11 protein-coding genes are annotated in these 17,722 nt (G+C 62.1%); 3 read left to right on the top strand and 8 right to left on the bottom strand.

Annotated features, from left to right (window positions below):
* The first annotated feature begins 501 nt into the window (after window positions 1-501).
* Entirely contained in the window at window positions 502-2,073 is a 1,572-nt protein-coding gene (locus ACI2KG_RS22020; protein WP_404663282.1) for a TerC family protein, read from the top strand.
* On the opposite strand, the gene rarD is transcribed toward ACI2KG_RS22020, so the two are convergent.
* Both rarD and ACI2KG_RS22030 read right to left on the bottom strand, forming a co-directional pair.
* The gene (gene rarD, locus ACI2KG_RS22025) at window positions 2,036-2,923 is read right to left on the bottom strand and encodes an EamA family transporter RarD (RefSeq protein WP_400618011.1); all 888 of its coding nucleotides are present in this window, start codon (window positions 2,921-2,923) and stop codon (window positions 2,036-2,038) included. The two genes, ACI2KG_RS22020 and rarD, sit on opposite strands and share 38 nt — an antisense overlap.
* A 33-nt stretch (window positions 2,924-2,956) precedes the next feature.
* Window positions 2,957-4,543: an EAL domain-containing protein gene (locus tag ACI2KG_RS22030; RefSeq protein ID WP_404663283.1), complete on the bottom strand. Its 1,587-nt coding sequence runs from the start codon at window positions 4,541-4,543 to the stop codon at window positions 2,957-2,959.
* Window positions 4,544-4,841: 298 nt separating this feature from the next.
* Between ACI2KG_RS22030 and hppD the strand changes: the two genes are divergently transcribed.
* A complete protein-coding gene (gene hppD / locus ACI2KG_RS22035) occupies window positions 4,842-5,918 on the top strand; it encodes a 4-hydroxyphenylpyruvate dioxygenase (RefSeq protein WP_400618015.1) in 1,077 nt (358 codons plus the stop codon).
* A 22-nt stretch (window positions 5,919-5,940) separates the two neighbouring features.
* On the opposite strand, the gene ACI2KG_RS22040 is transcribed toward hppD, so the two are convergent.
* Window positions 5,941-6,747, bottom strand: coding sequence for a CSS-motif domain-containing protein (locus ACI2KG_RS22040; protein ID WP_404663284.1), 807 nt, complete (start codon window positions 6,745-6,747; stop codon window positions 5,941-5,943).
* Between the two features lie 132 nt (window positions 6,748-6,879).
* On the bottom strand, window positions 6,880-7,566 hold the full coding sequence (locus ACI2KG_RS22045) for a type 1 glutamine amidotransferase domain-containing protein (RefSeq protein WP_404663285.1): 687 nt from the start codon (window positions 7,564-7,566) through the stop codon (window positions 6,880-6,882).
* Window positions 7,567-7,759: 193 nt separating this feature from the next.
* Here ACI2KG_RS22045 and ACI2KG_RS22050 point away from each other — a divergent pair, with 193 nt between their 5' ends.
* Window positions 7,760-9,826, top strand: coding sequence for an ATP-binding protein (locus ACI2KG_RS22050; protein WP_404663286.1), 2,067 nt, complete (start codon window positions 7,760-7,762; stop codon window positions 9,824-9,826).
* 6 nt (window positions 9,827-9,832) lie between these two features.
* Here the strand turns inward: ACI2KG_RS22050 and ACI2KG_RS22055 are convergent, their stop codons facing one another.
* The 4 genes from ACI2KG_RS22055 to ACI2KG_RS22070 all read right to left on the bottom strand — a co-directional run bounded on the left by ACI2KG_RS22055 (window position 9,833) and on the right by ACI2KG_RS22070 (window position 17,721).
* Complete coding sequence (locus ACI2KG_RS22055; RefSeq protein ID WP_404663287.1) at window positions 9,833-11,449, bottom strand: response regulator; 1,617 nt, start codon at window positions 11,447-11,449, stop codon at window positions 9,833-9,835.
* Between the two features lie 78 nt (window positions 11,450-11,527).
* Window positions 11,528-12,583: a tetratricopeptide repeat protein gene (locus tag ACI2KG_RS22060; protein WP_404663288.1), complete on the bottom strand. Its 1,056-nt coding sequence runs from the start codon at window positions 12,581-12,583 to the stop codon at window positions 11,528-11,530.
* Between the two features lie 546 nt (window positions 12,584-13,129).
* A complete protein-coding gene (locus ACI2KG_RS22065; protein ID WP_404663289.1) occupies window positions 13,130-14,545 on the bottom strand; it encodes an efflux transporter outer membrane subunit in 1,416 nt (471 codons plus the stop codon).
* On the bottom strand, window positions 14,542-17,721 hold the full coding sequence (locus tag ACI2KG_RS22070; RefSeq protein WP_400618028.1) for an efflux RND transporter permease subunit: 3,180 nt from the start codon (window positions 17,719-17,721) through the stop codon (window positions 14,542-14,544). Before ACI2KG_RS22070 ends, ACI2KG_RS22065 begins: the two co-directional genes overlap by 4 nt.
* Window position 17,722: the final 1 nt, after the last annotated feature.

Below are 17,722 nucleotides of genomic sequence, written 5' to 3' on the forward strand. Positions count from 1 at the left end.
CGCCATATTGTGGGAGCCTGGCTTGCCGGCGATGGGCCGCAACGCGGCCCCAAATTGCTTAACTGACCGGCATTAGGGCAAGCCCGCTCCCACAGTCTGTTTCGGGCCAATTGTTCCTGTGTCTTTGGCGCGCGCACCCTTGGTGCATGGCTGGAGATTCATTAAGAGCGGTGGCGCAGCCGATAACGAATGGAACAAACAAGGCGGCCAGCGGTGAACTCACAGGAGTGATTGGCCCGAAACAGATGTGGGAGCGGCCTTGTGCCGCGAAGCGCCGCGCGGGCGGCGCTCGATCTCAAAGGCGATGCTTAGGGCACGGCAAACCCGTTACAGGTTTTGTAATAGTTTTGCGCTATCAGAGAAACCTGCTGTGCTTGTAGCATCATTCTCCCAATTTGTTATCAAGGTCTATATGAGCACCTTCGCGGAGCCCCCCAGTTCTCGGCCTTCCTGGCCAACCTTTTCCCGTCCTTGTGACGCCTCCCTTGTGAGTACCCGCTAATGGAATGGCTAGCCGATCCCACGGCCTGGCTAGGCCTGTTGACGCTTATTGTCCTCGAGCTGGTGCTGGGTATCGACAACCTGGTGTTCATCGCCATCCTGGCCGACAAGCTGCCGCCGCACCAGCGCGACCGCGCGCGGGTGATTGGCCTGAGCCTGGCGCTGATCATGCGATTGGGTCTTTTGGCCAGTATTTCGTGGATGGTCACCCTCACCGCACCGCTGTTCGAGGTGTTCGACAAGAGCTTCTCCGGCCGTGACCTGATCATGCTGTTCGGTGGTGTGTTCCTGCTGTTCAAGGCCACCATGGAGTTGCATGAGCGCCTTGAAGGCCATGTCACGCAGGCCAGTGGTACGTTGCGTCATGCCGCGTTCTGGCCGATCGTCGCGCAAATTGTCGTGCTGGATGCGGTGTTCTCGCTGGACGCCGTGATCACGGCGGTGGGCATGGTTGAACAACTGTCGGTGATGATGATCGCGGTGATTTTCTCGATCGGCATCATGATTGTCGCCAGCAAGCCGCTGACCCGCTTTGTCAATGCCCACCCCACAGTCATCATGCTGTGCCTGGGCTTCCTGATGATGATCGGTTTCAGCTTGACCGCAGAAGGCCTGGGCTTCCACATCCCGAAAGGCTACCTGTACGCGGCCATCGGCTTCTCGATCCTGATCGAGCTGTTCAACCAGCTGGCGCGTGCCCGCCGCAAGCGCAGCCTTCAGCAGCACAAGCCGCTGCGTGAGCGTACCGCCCACGCCGTGCTTCGCCTGTTGGGTGGCCGCCGGGTCGAGGCTGACGAGGTAGGTGAAGAAATCGCCGACCTGGTCGAAGGGGGCGAGGAGCAGGTGCTGTTTGACCGCCGGGAGCGAGTGATGATCAGTGGCGTGCTGAACCTGGCCGAGCGGCCGATCCGCACGGTGATGACCGCCCGTACCGAGGTCGATGTGATCGACCTGGCGCAGCCGGCCGAAGCCATTACCCAGGCCCTGGCCAACTCGCCATATTCACGTCTGCCGTTGATTCGTGGCGGCCGTATCGAGGAGCCTTTGGGCTTTGTGCACAAGAAGGAGCTGCTCAAGGAACTGCTGTCGGGTAGCCAGCCCGACCTGGAAGGCATGGCCCGGGTGCCGTTGAACCTGCTGGAGAGCTTCAGCATCCTTAACGCCCTGGAGCAGATGCGCAGCCAATCGACCCACATCGCTTTTGTGGTCAACGAGTTTGGTGATTTCACCGGCTTGCTGACCATGACCGATATCCTTGAGTCGATTGCCGGTGAGCTGCCGGATGCCAGTGAGGTAGAAGGCCCTGGCATCGTTCAGGAGGGGGAGGGCTTTGTGGTCAGTGGTGCCGTGAACCTGAGCCAGGTGCAGGCGCGTACCGGCTTCAGTGCCCGGGCCACCGAGGATTACCAGACCCTTGCGGGCCTGGTCATGAGCTTGCTCGACCGCCTGCCGATGGTTGGCGATCAGTTGGCCTGGAATGGCTGGACGCTGACCGTGGAGGCCGTTGAAGAACGGCGGGTCCGCCAGGTGCGCCTTACACCGAGCGGCGACGCTGACGCAGCAGGTGCTTGAAGCCCTCAAGCACCAGCACCAGCACCGCGGCCCAGATCGGCAGGTAAGTCAGCCACTGATCCGGGCCGATGGTTTCGCCCAGCAGCAACGCCACGCCTACCAGCAGCACGGGCTCGACGTAGCTGAGCAGGCCGAACAGGCTGAAGGGCAGCAAACGGCTGGCCAGCACATAGGCGATCAGGGCTGAGGCACTGATCGCCCCCAGGACCGGAATCAGTGCATACAGCCCTGGGTGTGCTTGCAGGTCGGCGCCGGACAGCGGCCCCTGGATAACGAAATACAGCGCCCATGGCAGCAGCAGGCACATGTCGCACCACAGGCCACCCAGGTGGTCGGTGCGGCAGCGTCGGCGCAGCACGAAGTAGATCGGGTAGCCGATCATCACCACCAAGGTTTCCCAGGCAAAGCTGCCATGCTGATACAGCTCGTGGCCGACGCCCAGCGCCGCGCACGTCACGGCAACCTTCTGCAGGCGCGACAGGCGCTCGCCGTAAACCAGTCGCCCGGTCAGGACCATAGCCAGCGGTAGCAGGAAGTAGCCCATCGACACTTCCAGGCTGCGCCCGTGGAGGGGCGCCCAGAGAAACAGCCACAGCTGCACGCCCATCAGCCATGAAGTGCCGACCATGCCGAGCAGCAGAACCGGCGTGCGTCTTACCCGACCCAGCAGTTCGCCTACCCGTTTCCAGTCTTTGGAGACCAGCATGAACAAGGTCAGGCAGGGCAGCGTCAGCAGGGTGCGCCACCCGAAGATTTCTTCGCCATCGAGTGGCTTGAGCAGCGACGTATAGAAGTACATCACGGCGAACAGACAGGACGCCATGACCGATGAAACAATGCCTTTTGACACGAATGCCTCGAATACGGAAGTTGAGCGGGTGGATCAGCCGCGCATGATCTCAGGGGGCGCGCCTTGCGGCAACCGCGACGCACCTGGCTGCGTGGCCAGCATTGCGAGGAACTGGGCCGCGGGCATGGGCCGGGCGAACAGGTAGCCTTGCTGGTAATCCACACTGTGGCGGGCAAGGTAGTCACGCTGGGCTTCGGTTTCCACGCCTTCGGCAACGATGCCCAGGCCAAGCTTGGCCGACAGTTCGATGATGGTCTCCAGAATATGCACCGATAACGCATCGGCACCGATCATGGCCACGAAGCTTTGGTCGATCTTCAGGTAGTCGACCTTGAACTGGCGCAGGTAATTGAGGCTCGATTGGCCCGTGCCGAAGTCGTCAAGCGCGATCTTCACACCCATGGCATCGAGTTTTTCGAACAGATCCAGGGTCACCGCTGTGGGCTCGATCAGCTTGCGCTCGGTCAGTTCCAGGGTCAGCAACACCCGGCCTGGCGGGAAGTGCTGCAGGAATGTGCGGCAGTCATCCAGCAGGCGCAAGTCGCTGCAATGGTCGGCGGTAATGTTGATGCCAATGTGAAAGCCATCTTCCAGCAGCCCGGCATAAGGGGCCAGGCTTTGCGCGGTGTGCATCATCAAGGCGCGGGTCATGGCGACGATCTGCCCGCTGTGTTCAGCATAGGGAATGAACAGGTCGGGGCGCACCAGGCCTTCCTGCGGGTGGTTCCAGCGCATCAGCACTTCGGCGCCGGCCCAGCGATAATCGCCCTTGCGGACCACCGGCTGGAAGTAAGGCAGGAACTCGTCGGCCTCCAGCGCCCGGCGCAGTTCGGCGCGCGGCGAGTTGGCCCGGCGAAGCTGCCAGCGGCATGCCAATGCGGCCACCGCGCCCAGGACCAGTAGCAACGCGAGCAAGGCCGGGTAATGGCTGCGCCACAGCGCGCCCTGATGGTCGGCGGCATAGCCGCCTTGCACGCTGAACGGGTAGCGCGTCGAGCCCAGCAGCACATTGGCACTGGCAGCCGCAGGGGGTACGCCCTTGTGGACGATGCCGTCCTTGCCCATCCAGGCGTTGCCCACACGAATGTGCAGGTCCACATCAGGGCCGATCAGGCGCAGCGCGGTCAGCAGGTGATCGCCATCCACCGTACTGATCGCGCCGTGATTGCCGGCGCTGGCGCGGTACACCAGCAGCGGGTGACCGGGAGTGACTGAGTTGCCGTCCATCAGCCATAGCTTGCCGTCGACGTAGTCAGCCGAGTTGACCGGTTCGTCAAAGTCACCGAACAACGATGTGCAATAAAGGCTGTTATCCCGGAACAGGTTGGTCGAGCGCACGAACGCGTTGCGGGTAACCTCGGCACGCAGCCTGAGTTGGACCTCGTCGCAAGGGCTGCCGGCAAGTGGCAGCAAGGCATTGGCTGCACTGGCCAGGCTGTCTAGCATGTGCTCGACATGTGCTACCACCTGGCGAGTGGTGGCTTGGCTGCTGGCTTGCATCTCGCGCTCGATCTGCCAGTTCATCACGCCCAGGCCGCATAGCACCGGCAGCACGCCAACCACCCAGGGTAGCAGGGTACGCCAGCTGAGCGCGGCGCGGCGTTTGGCGGAAAGGGGCATGCTGACCTTACTGAGTGGAGGGATAACGAGAGGATAGCCGTTTGTCGGCACGTATGAGCAACTAAAACGCGACAAACTATTTTACGCAATGTAGAATCGGTTTACGAATACAACAATAAGGTTCTTCACTTCCGAAGAATCAAACCCGCCGAGAATGGGTCCATATGACATATCATGGGTTCAAGCTGATCATGGGTGGCTTCCTCGCCCGCAGCGTGCGAGGCATCCCGTGCTCCCCGCCGTTTCTGTTCGACATCCCACGCAATGAATAATTTACGCTGCAGATGAGGACACGAACATGGCTGATATCTTCGACAATCCAATGGGCCTGATGGGCTTCGAGTTCATCGAACTGGCTTCGCCTATCCCAGGCGTCCTGGAACCGGTATTCCAGATACTGGGCTTCACCAAGGTGGCTACCCACCGTTCCAAGGATGTTCACCTGTATCGCCAGGGCGGCATCAACCTGATCCTGAACAACGAACCCAAGAGCATCGCCTCGTACTTTGCCGCCGAACACGGCCCGTCGGTATGCGGCATGGCGTTCCGCGTGCGCAATGCCCATGAGGCGTATGCCCGTGCGCTGGAGCTGGGTGCCCAGCCGGTAGAAATCGAAACTGGCCCTATGGAGCTGCGCCTGCCAGCGATCAAGGGTATCGGCGGTGCACCGCTGTACCTGATCGACCGGTTCGAGGAAGGCAGCTCGATCTACGACATCGACTTCAACTTCATCGAAGGTGTGGACCGCAACCCGGTGGGTGCCGGCCTGAAGATCATCGACCACCTGACCCACAACGTGTACCGCGGGCGTATGGCCTACTGGGCCGGTTTCTATGAGAAGCTGTTCAATTTCCGTGAAATTCGCTACTTCGACATCAAGGGTGAGTACACCGGCCTGACCTCCAAGGCGATGACCGCACCGGATGGCATGATCCGCATCCCGCTGAACGAAGAGTCGTCCAAAGGTGCCGGGCAGATCGAAGAGTTCCTGATGCAGTTCAACGGCGAAGGCATTCAGCACGTCGCGTTTCTGACCGACGACCTGCTCAAGACCTGGGATGCGCTGAAGGGCTTCGGCATGCGTTTCATGACCGCTCCGCCGCAAACCTACTACGAAATGCTGGAAGAACGCCTGCCTGGCCATGGCGAGCCGGTTGACCAGCTGCAAGCACGCGGCATTCTCCTTGATGGCGCCTCGCAGCCTGGAGACAAGCGCCTGTTGCTGCAGATTTTCTCGGAAACCCTGCTTGGCCCGGTGTTCTTCGAGTTCATCCAGCGCAAGGGTGACGATGGTTTTGGTGAAGGCAACTTCAAGGCACTGTTCGAATCCATCGAGCGTGACCAGGTCCGTCGTGGTGTGCTGAGCACCGACTGATACGCCTTGGGCGCCGCGGCCGTCAAGCACGGCTGGCGGCGCTTTCGCGTCTGCTGCCACGCTGCCTGAGCAGCCCCAGATAGACAATCGCGCCGGTCATGATGCCAACCAGCATCAGCGACGGCAGGACCGTCAGAATTGATTGCTGGATTTCCTGTGCAGTAAAGCCGTGCGGATAACCGCCCTTGACCCGATACCCATATTTGGACGACTGCGCACTTGCAGAAAATTCGACTTTCGAGGGGCGCTGCGCATCTCGGCTGTCACCTTTGCTCCAGATATAGCGGTCGTCAAACTCCAACAGGAGTATGAAGCCGTCTTGAAAGCCGTCCAGTTCGTTGCGAAGCTGCATGGCGTAGGCGGTTACGATCACGCCTTTGTCCTTGTCGAACAAGTGGAAGTTGACCAACAACTTTTGGCGTATGTCTGGTGCTCCATATGAAATCTCTACCTGTCGCCCGGACTGGGCAAATGAGGCCAAGTGCGTAAGCGGCTCTGACGTGGTGCTGCAGTAGGCCTGATTACCTTTCAGCAGGGTAAGCGACCTGACCATGGAGCGGTTGGCAACCTGATCCAGCAATGCACTGCGGGCATCATTGCAGGGTTTGCCCGCATAAGGCATGGCACGCGTGGCTGTCTCGTGCATCCTGTCCAGTGCCTGGTCAACGCTGAAAACCGCTTCTTGAACTGAAATGCTCGCATTCTCCGCGAGTTTCGCTTCCAGCTGATAAACCATTACCAGCAATCCGGAAACCACGGGCACCAGGCCCACCGCAATGAGCATCAGCGTATCCAGCATGCTGCGCCTGGCGTGCATGATGTTCGACATAGGCCATCGTTCTCCGCTCCAAGACTGTTCGTAGTGAACAGCTGAACCCTGAGCCTATGTATTAATTGGCCGGTCTGCTGTAGGCCAGGTGCAGTCAGCGCGATAGGAAATAGAGAAACCGGATGTAGGTTGTTAATGGCCTTTGAGCTTTTCCAGCACTTTATCGGCCAGCAATGCCGTGGAGGCGGGGTTCTGTCCGGTAATCAGCCTATCATCTGCAACCACGTACGGTTGCCAGGGGTCATCGTGCTTGCTGTAGTTACCGCCACGGGCACCGAGTTCGTTTTCAGTGAGAAAGGGCACTACGTTGTCCAGTTCGGCCAGTTTTTCCTCGGTGTTGGAAAAACCCGTCACTTGGCGATCCTTCAACAGCAGGCTGTTGTCGCTGAGCTTGATGTTCAGCAGGCCGACCACGCCATGGCACACGGCCGCAACAACGCCCTGGTTTTCATAGATTTTGCGGGCCAGCTCCTGAAGCGGCTGATTGCCGGCAAAGTCATACATTACCCCGTGCCCACCGGTGTAGTAGATGACCTCGTACTGCTCTGCTTTTACCTGGCCAGGGCTCAGGGTGTTGCCCAGGTGCGTCATGAAACCCTTGTTGTCATACCATTGCCAGTCCAGGTCGGGTGCCATCTGCAGGCTGTGCGGGTCGATCGGCACGTAACCACCCAAGGGGCTGACATAATCGACGGCGTAGCCAGCTTGTTCGACCTTCTCGACAAAATGCACGGCTTCTCCCAGCCACAGGCCTGTGGCCCGCTTGAGGGTCGGGTACTTGGCTGTGTTGGTCAGCACTACCAGCATTTTCTTGCTCATGACCATGCTCCCGTCGGTAACCTGATGGGCCGGTGCTCCCTGGCCCGATGGAAAACCTAATGAGCATAGCTCGCAGCTGCAAGTCCGCCATGGTGCGTGCCGCGTGCTGTGCTAACTTGAACAAAATCCACCGGTAGGCCTGCCGGGCCTGGCAGACCTGTCGTCAACCCTGAGCACTGCTGGAGTCAAGATATTGGTCGCACATGGAACGCCGAGCGAGCCCACACCGCAGGTCAAGCTGAAACCGCCTGTAGCGTTAGCGCCCGACCTGATGGGCGAGCGGATCGCCGGGTTCGACTGGGGGCGTACTTCGCTCGGACCATTACCGCGCTGGCCAGCTTCATTGCGCATTGCCGTCGACATGATGCACCTTTCACCGTTCCCGTGCGCAGTGGTGTGGGGCGCAGACCTCTGCCTGGTGCACAACGACGGTTACCGGGCACTGCGGGCAGTTACCCCGGATGCGCTGGGCAAATCGTTCGATGCGCTGTGGGCAGATGTGTGGTCGGCAGTCGGGAGCTGGGTATTCGAGGCGCTGGGTGGGCATTCGAACTTTGTCGAGGACCCACCGCTGAAGATTGTGCGCGGTGAAAGCGCCGAGCCCTTGTGGTGCGCGTTCGGTTATGCGCCGCTGCGCGATGAGGCGGGCAATGTGGCGGGGTTTCTGCATACCGTTATCGAGACCACGGCCAGCGTTGATGCGTACCGCCATTGGCGCGAGCAGGCGCACGATTTCGAGCATCAGATCAAGCGCCATGTGGCCGAGCGTGAACAGTTGTGGCAGCTTTCGCGCGAAGCGATGATGGCGGTAACCCCCGAGTTGAGGCTGCAATCTGCCAACCCTGCCTGGTACCGCATTCTGGGCTGGGAAGAAGCGCAGGTGCTGGGTATGCCTGTACTGGAACTGGTGCATCCTGCCGATCGCACCGAAGTGCAAATGGCAGTGTCCGGGCTGCTGCAGTACAGCAACGCCGAGCAGGTGGAGACGCGGCTGCGCCACCACGACGGCCATTACCGCTGGTTTCGCTGGGGTGGGCGATTCGACGGTAGCCTGTTGACTGCGGTCGGTCGGGATATCACCGACGACCGCGAAGAAGCCGCGCGCCAATCCGAAGCGCTGATGCGCAACAACGAGCGCATGGAGTTGGTTGGCCAGTTGGCGGGTGGTATGGGGCATGAAATGAACAACTTGCTGTCCGGCATCGGCGGCAGCCTCGAATTGCTGCAGCGGCGGCTGCAGGAAGGACGCCTGGAGCGGGTAGAGGCCTATGTGGATGTCGCGCGTGACTCGGTGCAGCGGGCCATGGAACTGACCCATCGTTTGCTGGCGTTCTCCCGTCATCAACCATTGGCCCCCAAGCCGCTGGTCTTCAATCGGCAGTTACGCCTGAGCGAACCCTTGCTGTTGCGGGCATTGGGCGCAGAAATGTGTTTGCACTGGCAGCTGGATGTTACGCCGTGGGCGGTCAGCCTTGACGTCGTGCAACTTGAGAATGCACTGATCAACCTGTGTACCAATGCCCGTGAGGCGTGCCTGGAACGTGGCAATATCACCATTCGCAGCGTCAATGAACGGCTGGCAACCTGTTTTCCGAATGAGGGCGGCTTGCCGCCAGGCGACTACGTGGCGTTGCATGTCGAGGACGATGGCCATGGCATGGCGGCGGTGGATATTGCCAAGGCCTTTGAACCGTTCTTCACCACCAAGCCCATCGGGCGTGGGTCCGGGCTTGGTTTGTCGATGGTGTACGGGTTTGTCGGCCAGTCAGGCGGGTATACCTGGATCGAGTCGGCCCCAGGGCAAGGTACCAAGGTTTGCATGCTTTTCCCGCGGTGCCACGAGCCGGTTGCGGAAGAACCCAAGCCAGCACCCCGCTCGCAGCGCATGGCCCAAGGGGAGCGTGTGCTGCTGGTTGATGACGAGCTTAACTTGCGGGCCGTCATGCGCGAGTACCTGACCGAGCGCGGTTTCGATGTTACCGAGATGGGCGATGCGAATTCCGCACTGGCAAGTTTTCGCCATGATGGCCCGTTCGACCTGGTGATTACCGACATCGGCTTGCCAGGCGGTTTCAGTGGCCGGCAAGTGGCCAAGGCCATGCGCATGCAGCTTGCGCAGCAGAAGATCCTGTTTATCACGGGCTATGCCGACCAGCCTGTCGAAGCGCAGTTGCTGGAGCAGCCGGGCACGGCATTGATGAACAAGCCGTTCCTGCTGGCTGACCTTGCTGACCAGGCGCTGCGCATGCTGGATGAATAGACGGCGTCAAGGCTTGCCGAGAATCTGCATCACTTGCGCCTGCAGTTGCTTGAGCTCGAACGGTTTGCACATCAGGTGCATGCCTGCACCCAGGAAGCCCTCGCGGGCCATGGCCGTTTCTGCATAGCCGGTGATGAACAGCACCGGCAGGCTCGGGTGCAGGCTTCGAGCTATTTCGGCCAATTGCCTGCCGTTCATGCCGGGCAAGCCGACGTCGCTCACCAATAGGTCCACCGGCTGGTTTGAGCGCAGCACGTTCAGGCCTTCGTTGGCGTTGGCGGCGCCTTGGCAGGGAAAGCCGTCGTCGCGCAAGGCCTGGCACAGCAACTGGCGGACATGAGGGTCGTCCTCAACCACCAGCACATGGCGGGTCCGGGGTTGCGGCGCAGGCGCTGTCGGCAGGCGTGCCTGCTTGCTTTCACCCACATGGCGCGGCAGATACAGGTCTACCTGGGTACCTTGGCCGAGCTGGCTGTGCAGGGTCACGTGGCCGTGAGACTGTCGGCTGAACCCGTACACCATCGACAAGCCCAGGCCGATACCCTGGCCGATGGCCTTGGTGCTGAAGAAGGGCTCGAAGGCATGGTCCAGTGTGCTTGCAGCCATGCCCTGGCCTTCGTCGATGATACGCAGGTGCACATAGTCGCCCTTGTCCAGGGCGCCTTCAGCGAAATGCCCGCTGCCAATGTGCTGGTTATACGCTTCGATGCGCAGCAGGCCACCGCTGGGCATGGCTTCGCTGGCATTGACAAGCACGTTGTCGAGGGCTTCCTGCAGTTGCTGGTCATCTGCTTGCACGGGCCACAGGCCCTTGGCGATGTGCACGTGCAAGGTAATGCCTGGGTTCAGGCGGGCCTTCAGGCGCTTGGACTGAAGCAAGCCATGCAGGTCTATTCGCTGGCTGTGCAGTGACTGGCGGGAAGAGAAGGCCAGCAGGCGATGGGTCAGGCGGGCGGCGCGCGTGATGGCTTCGCGGCCCATGCGCAACACACCGTCCAGGCCATCATTGCGGCCTTGGCGCAGGCGCCGTTCGATCAGCTCGAAGCTGCCGCCTATACTGGTGAGCAGGTTGTTGAAGTCATGGGCGACGCCGCCGGCGAGTTGACCGATGGCCTCCATCTTGCGTGCCTGAAAACGGCTTTGCTCATCAGGCTGCTGCGCTTCGCCTGGCGACGCAGGCCCCGGGTCGAGGCGTTGTTGCAGGTTCTCCAGCTGGTCGCGTGCCAAGTACTGCCTACGACGGTTGCGCAGAGCAGACCGGGTCAGGTGCAGCAACTGGGCGTTTTCAAATGGCGCCATCAGCAGGACCAGGTTGCCCACCGGGTGGTTACTGACGCCGGCGGCCGACCAGGCGCCTTGGGTCATCAGCACGATTGGCAAATCCGACCAGCAGGGTTGTTGGTCGATAAATGCTTGCAGCAACGCACTGGGGCCTTGGCTGAAGACCTGTTCGGCGATGATCGCCACCCCTGCACCTTCTGCCAGACGCGCCTGCAGGCTGGCCAGATCGACTGCGCACAGGCAATCGATGCCGGCGCAGGTGAGCAAGCGTGAAGTATCCGCCGCCAATAACGGCGGTGCCAGGATCAAGGCACGCTCATCCAGCGCCAACGAACTGGCCAAAAGAATTCTCCTGTGGGGTGGCCTGATACCCACTGGACCCCGGGCCCTGGCCAGGGTTCAACAAAAGTCAGCAACTGCTTATAAGCCCTGTTGCAGCACGGGGTCGTCCGGGTTTTGCCGTTCCAGTTCGGCCAGCAGCACCTGCACGTTCTGCAATTGGCCGGACTCCTTCCAGTATTGAATCAGCAGCACCCGCGCCCGGCGATTGGCCGGCTGCCTGCTGAGCACGGTTTCCAGCTGTCTTTGCGCGGCGTCGAGCTGGTCCAGCTCATGCAGGGTGACTGCCAGGGTGTAGCGGTAGTCGGCGTTGTCCGGGTCCAGCTCCACGGCGCGGGACAAGGCCAGCAAGGCATATTCGCGTTGTTCGTGGCGGTTCAGCCAAAGCCCCAGCTCGTACTGCAGGAAGGCCGAGTCGGGGCTCAGTGCTAGGGCCTTGCCGAGTACCTGGCGCGAGGCATCGTGCTGGCCCTGGCGCTCCAGCAGGCGTACCTGGGTGGCCAGGGCGTCGAGGCTGTCGGGGGCAACCGCAAGCGCCCGTTGCAGGGCTGTGGCGGCCTGGGCGTAATCGCTCTCATGCAGGTACAGCCGCGCCAGGTGCACCTGGGCGTCGGCATCCTCGGGCTGTTGCTCCAGCGCCTGCTGGTAGTGTTCCAGGGCCGCCTGCAGCGGGCCGAAGTACAGGCCGATATCATCCGGCTCGAGGCCTAGCAGGGCATCGACGGCGGCAAAGCGCACGCTTTGTTCGTCGTCGTCCAGCAGCGGGCCGAGCACCAGGCTGCGCTGCGCCGCCGGCAGCAGGCGGCGGATACCGGCAATCGCGGCCCGACGCACCAGTGGGTCGGCATGCTCCAGGTCATGGCGGGCAAGTTTCAATGCCTGGGGCGAGGGGTAGTTGGGCAATTCGACATACAGCGCCGCACGGCGGATGGCCGGCAAGTCGGTGCGTTGCAACTGCTGGTACAGCACCCGCGCAGCACCAGGCTGGCCGTCGTGGGCCTGGCGCAAGGCCTTGGCGTAGCTGTGCACAGGCAAGGCCGGCTGGGCTGGCGGGGTATCGCGCCACAGGTAGCCGAACAGGGCCGATACCAGGATCAACAGCAGCACGGCGATCAGGTAGCGGTGGCGTCTGGGCATCGGGCAGTCCGTGGCGGCGGGAAGGGCTGAGCTTGGGCCAGGTGGGGGGTAAATGCAACTGAGTGCCTGTCTCGACATTTGCAGCGCCTAGGAGATCGAGCGCCGCAGGTGTTCGCCACAACATTTTCAGCGCCTGTGAAATCGAGCGCCGCCCGCGCGGCGCTTCGCGGCACAAGGCCGCTCCCACATCTGTTTCGGGCCAGTTATTCCTGTGCCAGGTTGGCTGCAGCCATGGCGCATGTCTGGAGACTGATCAAGAACAACTGCCTCCCCTTCGATATCGAAGAGAACAGGCAAGGCGGACAGAGGTGTCTTCACAGGAGGGACTGGCCTGAAAAAGATGTGGGAGCGGCCTTGTGCCGCGAAGCGCCGCGCGGGCGGCGCTCGATCCCACAGGCGCCGAAGAATCTGTGACATGCATTTTGGGGCCCTGAAGAGCTCATGAGGCATGCACCTTGCCACCATAAAAAAGCCCCGCAAACCAAGGCCTGCGGGGCAAACGGTTGGGGGAGGAGCCAACCAAAGGAGTCGTTGAAACGGGGTGTATCAGCGCGCGCTGGCCACAGTCTCCGGTTGCCAGCCGCCGCCCAGGGCCTTGTAGATCGAGACAATGCCGCGGTACAGCTCGACCTCGCCCTGGGCCTGCGCATCTTCAGCGCTTAGCCGCTCACGTTCGGCATCAAGCAGCACCAGGTAGTCCACCGTACCCTCGCGATAACGAATCGAAGCCAGTTCCGCCGCCTTGCGGCTGGCATCACTCTGGCGCATCAGCGACAACAGCCGCTGCTGGGTCTTGTCGTAATCGCTGAAGGCGTTGGCCGATTCTTCCAGGGCCAGTAGCACCTGTTGCTCGTAATTGGCCAGCGCCCCTTCGGCATCGGCCTTGGCCCCGCGCAGGCGGGCCCGCACGCTGCCCAGGTCGAAGGCCGCCCAGGTAATGCTTGGGCCCAGTGCCCAGGCGTTGGCCGCCGACGAGCCTATCTGCGAGCCGCGCGCGGCGGTAAAGCCGAGGAAGCCGCTGAGGCTGACGCGTGGGAACAGGTCGGCAGTTGCCACACCAACGTTGGCGGTGGCAGCCGCCAGCTGGCGTTCGGCGCTGCGAATGTCCGGGCGGCGGCGCAGCAGTTCGCCCGGGTCGCCTACCGGCAACGCCTTGGCGATGGCCGGCAGCGCCTTGGGCGACAGGTCTACGCTGAGTGCGTCCGGGCGCTGGCCGAGCAGGGTGGCGATGCGGTGCCGCGCTCGCGCTTGTTCGGCCTGCAGTTGCGGCACGGTGGCCTCAACCCCGGCCAGGCGGGCATCAGCACGCACCACGTCGAGGTCGTTGCCCACGCCAGCATCACGCAGGGTTTCAGTAATGGTGCGCGATTCCTGCTGGGTCTTCAGGTTGGCAAGGGCAATCTTCTCGCGCAACTGCGCGCCACGCAGCTGCCCGTAGGCATCGACCAGCTCGGCGATGAGGCTGACCTGCAACTGCTGCAGGTCGGCGGCAGCCACCGCCTCCTGGGCTTCGCTGGCTTCGATCTGGCGCTGGATGCGGCCGAACAGGTCAAGCTCCCAGGCCATGTCCAGGCCCAGGTCATAACGCTCGCTGTTGACCCGCTGCGTAGTCTGGCCGGGGATCTGGCCCTTGCCGATGTCGCTGCTGGCGCGGCTGGTGACCACCGGGAACTGATCGTTTTCGGCGTCTTCGCGGATCGAACGGGCCGATTTCAGGCGGGCGAAGGCCACGCGCAAGTCGCGGTTGCCGTCCAGCGACGCCTGCACCAGCTGGTTCAGCACCGGGTCGTCGAACTGCTTCCACCACAGGCTTTCGAAGCGGCTACGGTCGTAGGCCTTGGCCTGCATGTCGCTGCTCAGCTGCGCAGGTTCAGTGGCCGGGGCCTGGTAGTCCGGGCCAACCGCACAGGCCGCCAGGGCCAGTGCCAGCAGGCTTGGGGGCAGGGGTTTGAGCACGTTCATGCATGGTTCTCCAGCACTGGCGCGTGTTCGGCCTTGCGGGCCTGGCGACGCTCGACAAAACGGCGAATCAGGAAGAAGAACACCGGGGTCAGGAACAGGCCGAACACGGTCACGCCGATCATCCCCGAGAACACCGCCACACCCATGGCGTGACGCATTTCCGAACCTGCACCGGAGCTGAACACCAGTGGCACCACACCCATGATGAAAGCGATCGAGGTCATCAGGATCGGCCGCAGACGCAGGCGGCAGGCTTCCAGTACCGCCGCCAGCGGGTCGAGGCCCTTGGCCTGTTCATCCTTGGCGAACTCGACGATCAGGATCGCGTTCTTGCACGCCAGGCCCACCAGTACGATCAGGCCGATCTGGGTGAAGATGTTGTTGTCGCCCCCCGACACGATCACACCGGTGATGGCCGACAGCAGGGTCATCGGCACGATCAGGATCACCGCCAGTGGCAGGCTCCAGCTTTCGTACTGGGCCGCCAGTACCAGGAAGGCCAGCAGCACGCACAGCGGGAACACGAACAGCGCGGTATTGCCCGAGAGGATCTGCTGGTAGGTCAGGTCGGTCCACTCGAAGGTCATGCCGTTGGGCAATTCCTCTTTCAGCAGCTTCTCGATCGCCGCCTCGGCCTGTCCGGAGCTGTAGCCTGGGGCAGCGGCGCCGTTGATTTCGGCGGTGATAAAGCCGTTATAGTGCATCACGCGGTCTGGCCCGGAGGTGTCGCTGACCTTGAGGAAGGTCGCCAGCGGGATCATCTCGCCGAGGTTGTTGCGCACCTTCAGCTGGCCAATCTGCTCGGCATCGAGGCGGAACTGCTGTTCAGCCTGCACGTTTACCTGGTAGGTACGGCCAAAGCGGTTGAAGTCGTTGGTATACAGCGAACCCAGGTAGACCTGCAGGGTGTCGAAGATGTCGTTGATCGCTACGCCGTGGGTCTTGGCCTTTTCCCGGTCGATGGCGGCATCGACCTGCGGCACGTTGACCTGGTAGCTGGTGAACAGGCCCGCCAGCTCCGGCACGTTGTGGCTCTTGGCGATGATGTTCTGGGTTTCCTTGTACAGCGCTTCGTAACCCAGGTTGCCACGGTCTTCGATCTGCAGGCGGAAGCCGCCGATAGTGCCCAGGCCTTGTACCGGCGGTGGCGGGAAAATCGCGATGTAGGCGTCCTGAATGTCGGCGAACTGGGCGTTCAGCGCGGCAGCAATGGCTGCAGCCGACTGGCTTGGGTCCTTGCGCTCGTCGAACGGTTTCAGCGGGGTGAACACGATGCCGCTGTTCGGGCTGTTGGTGAAGCCGTTGATCGACAGGCCAGGGAAGGCCACCGAGTCGGCCACGCCAGGTTGCTTGAGGGCTATTTCGCTCATGCGCTTGATGACCGCCTCGGTGCGGTCTAGGCTGGCGGCGTCAGGCAACTGGGCGAAGGCCACCAGGTACTGCTTGTCCTGGGCCGGGACGAAACCGGTCGGGGTGGACGAGAAGCCCAGATAGGTCAGGCCCATCAGGCCGGCATACACGAACAGGGCGATACCGCTGGAGCGGATGACCCGGCGCACGCCGCCGACGTAGCTGTTGCTGGCGCGGTCGAAGAAACGGTTGAACGGCGCGAACAGCCAGCTGCCCAGCAGTTTTTCCAGCACCCGCGAGAAACGGTCCTTGGGTGCGTGGTGGTCCTTGAGCAGCACCGCAGCCAGGGCGGGCGACAGGGTCAGCGAGTTGAACGCCGAGATCACCGTGGAAATGGCGATGGTCAGGGCGAACTGCTTGTAGAACTGCCCGGTCAGGCCGGAAATGAACGCAGCAGGCACGAACACGGCGCACAGCACCAGCGCAGTGGCGATGATGGGCCCGGTCACTTCACTCATGGCTTTCTGCGTCGCTTCCATCGGTTTGAGGCCAAGCCCGATGTTACGTTCGACGTTCTCCACCACGACGATGGCGTCGTCCACCACGATACCGATGGCCAATACCAGGCCGAACAAGGACAGCGCGTTGAGCGAGAAGCCGAACAGGTGCATCACCGCAAAGGTACCGATCAGCGATACCGGCACGGCCATCAGCGGGATGATCGAGGCGCGCCAGGTCTGCAGGAACAGGATGACGACCAGCACCACCAGCACCAGCGCTTCGAACAGGGTATGTACCACCGCCTCGATGGAACCGCGGACGAACACGGTCGGGTCATAGACGATGCTGTAGTCCATGCCTTCGGGGAAGTCCTTCTTCAGCTCGGCCATTTTTGCCCGCACTTCGTCGGAGATTTCGATGGCGTTGGAGCCTGGGCGCTGGAAGATAGGAATGGCCACCGCTGGCTGGTTGTTCAGCAGCGAGCGCAAGGCGTACTGGCTGGAGCCGAGTTCGACCCGGGCGATGTCTTTCAGGCGAGTGATTTCGCCATCGGCACCGGCGCGGATGATGATGTTTTCGAACTCTTCCTCGTTGACCAGGCGGCCCTGGGTGTTGATCGACAGCTGGAAGCTGGTCGAGCCGGGGGCGGGCGGGGCGCCCAGCTGGCCGGCGGCGACCTGGCGGTTCTGCTCGCGGATCGCGGCCACCACGTCGCTGGCGGTCAGGTTGCGCGAAGCGGTCTTGTTGGGGTCCAGCCACACGCGCAGCGAGTAGTCGCCCATGCCGAACAGCTGCACGTCGCCGACGCCGCCCAGGCGTGCCAGCTCGTCCTTGATGTTGAGGATGGCGTAGTTGGACAGGTAGAGCATGTCGTAGCGGTTGTCCGGCGAGGTCAGGTGCACGACCATGGTCAGGTCGGGCGAGGCCTTGTCGACGGTGATACCGATACGGGTCACTTCCTCGGGCAGCTTGGGCTGGGTACGGGTGACGCGGTTCTGCACCTGCACCTGGGCGTTGTCCAGGTCGGTGCCCAGCGCGAAGGTGATGGTCAGCGTCAGCTTGCCGTCAGCGGTAGACTGTGAGGACATGTACAGCATGTTCTCCACACCGGTAATGGCTTGCTCCAGCGGCGCGGCGACGGTTTCGCCGATGACCTTGGGGTTGGCGCCCGGGAAGTTGGCGCGCACTACCACGGTGGGCGGTACCACTTCGGGGTATTCGCTGATCGGCAGCTGGAACAGCGAGATCGACCCCGCAATCAGCAGCACCAGTGACAGCACCGCGGCGAAGATCGGCCGGGTAATGAAGAATTTCGAGAAGTTCATC

Origin of the sequence: Pseudomonas sp. NPDC089407, assembly GCF_044900445.1 — a bacterium.
Taxonomy (GTDB): Bacteria; Pseudomonadota; Gammaproteobacteria; order Pseudomonadales; family Pseudomonadaceae; genus Aquipseudomonas.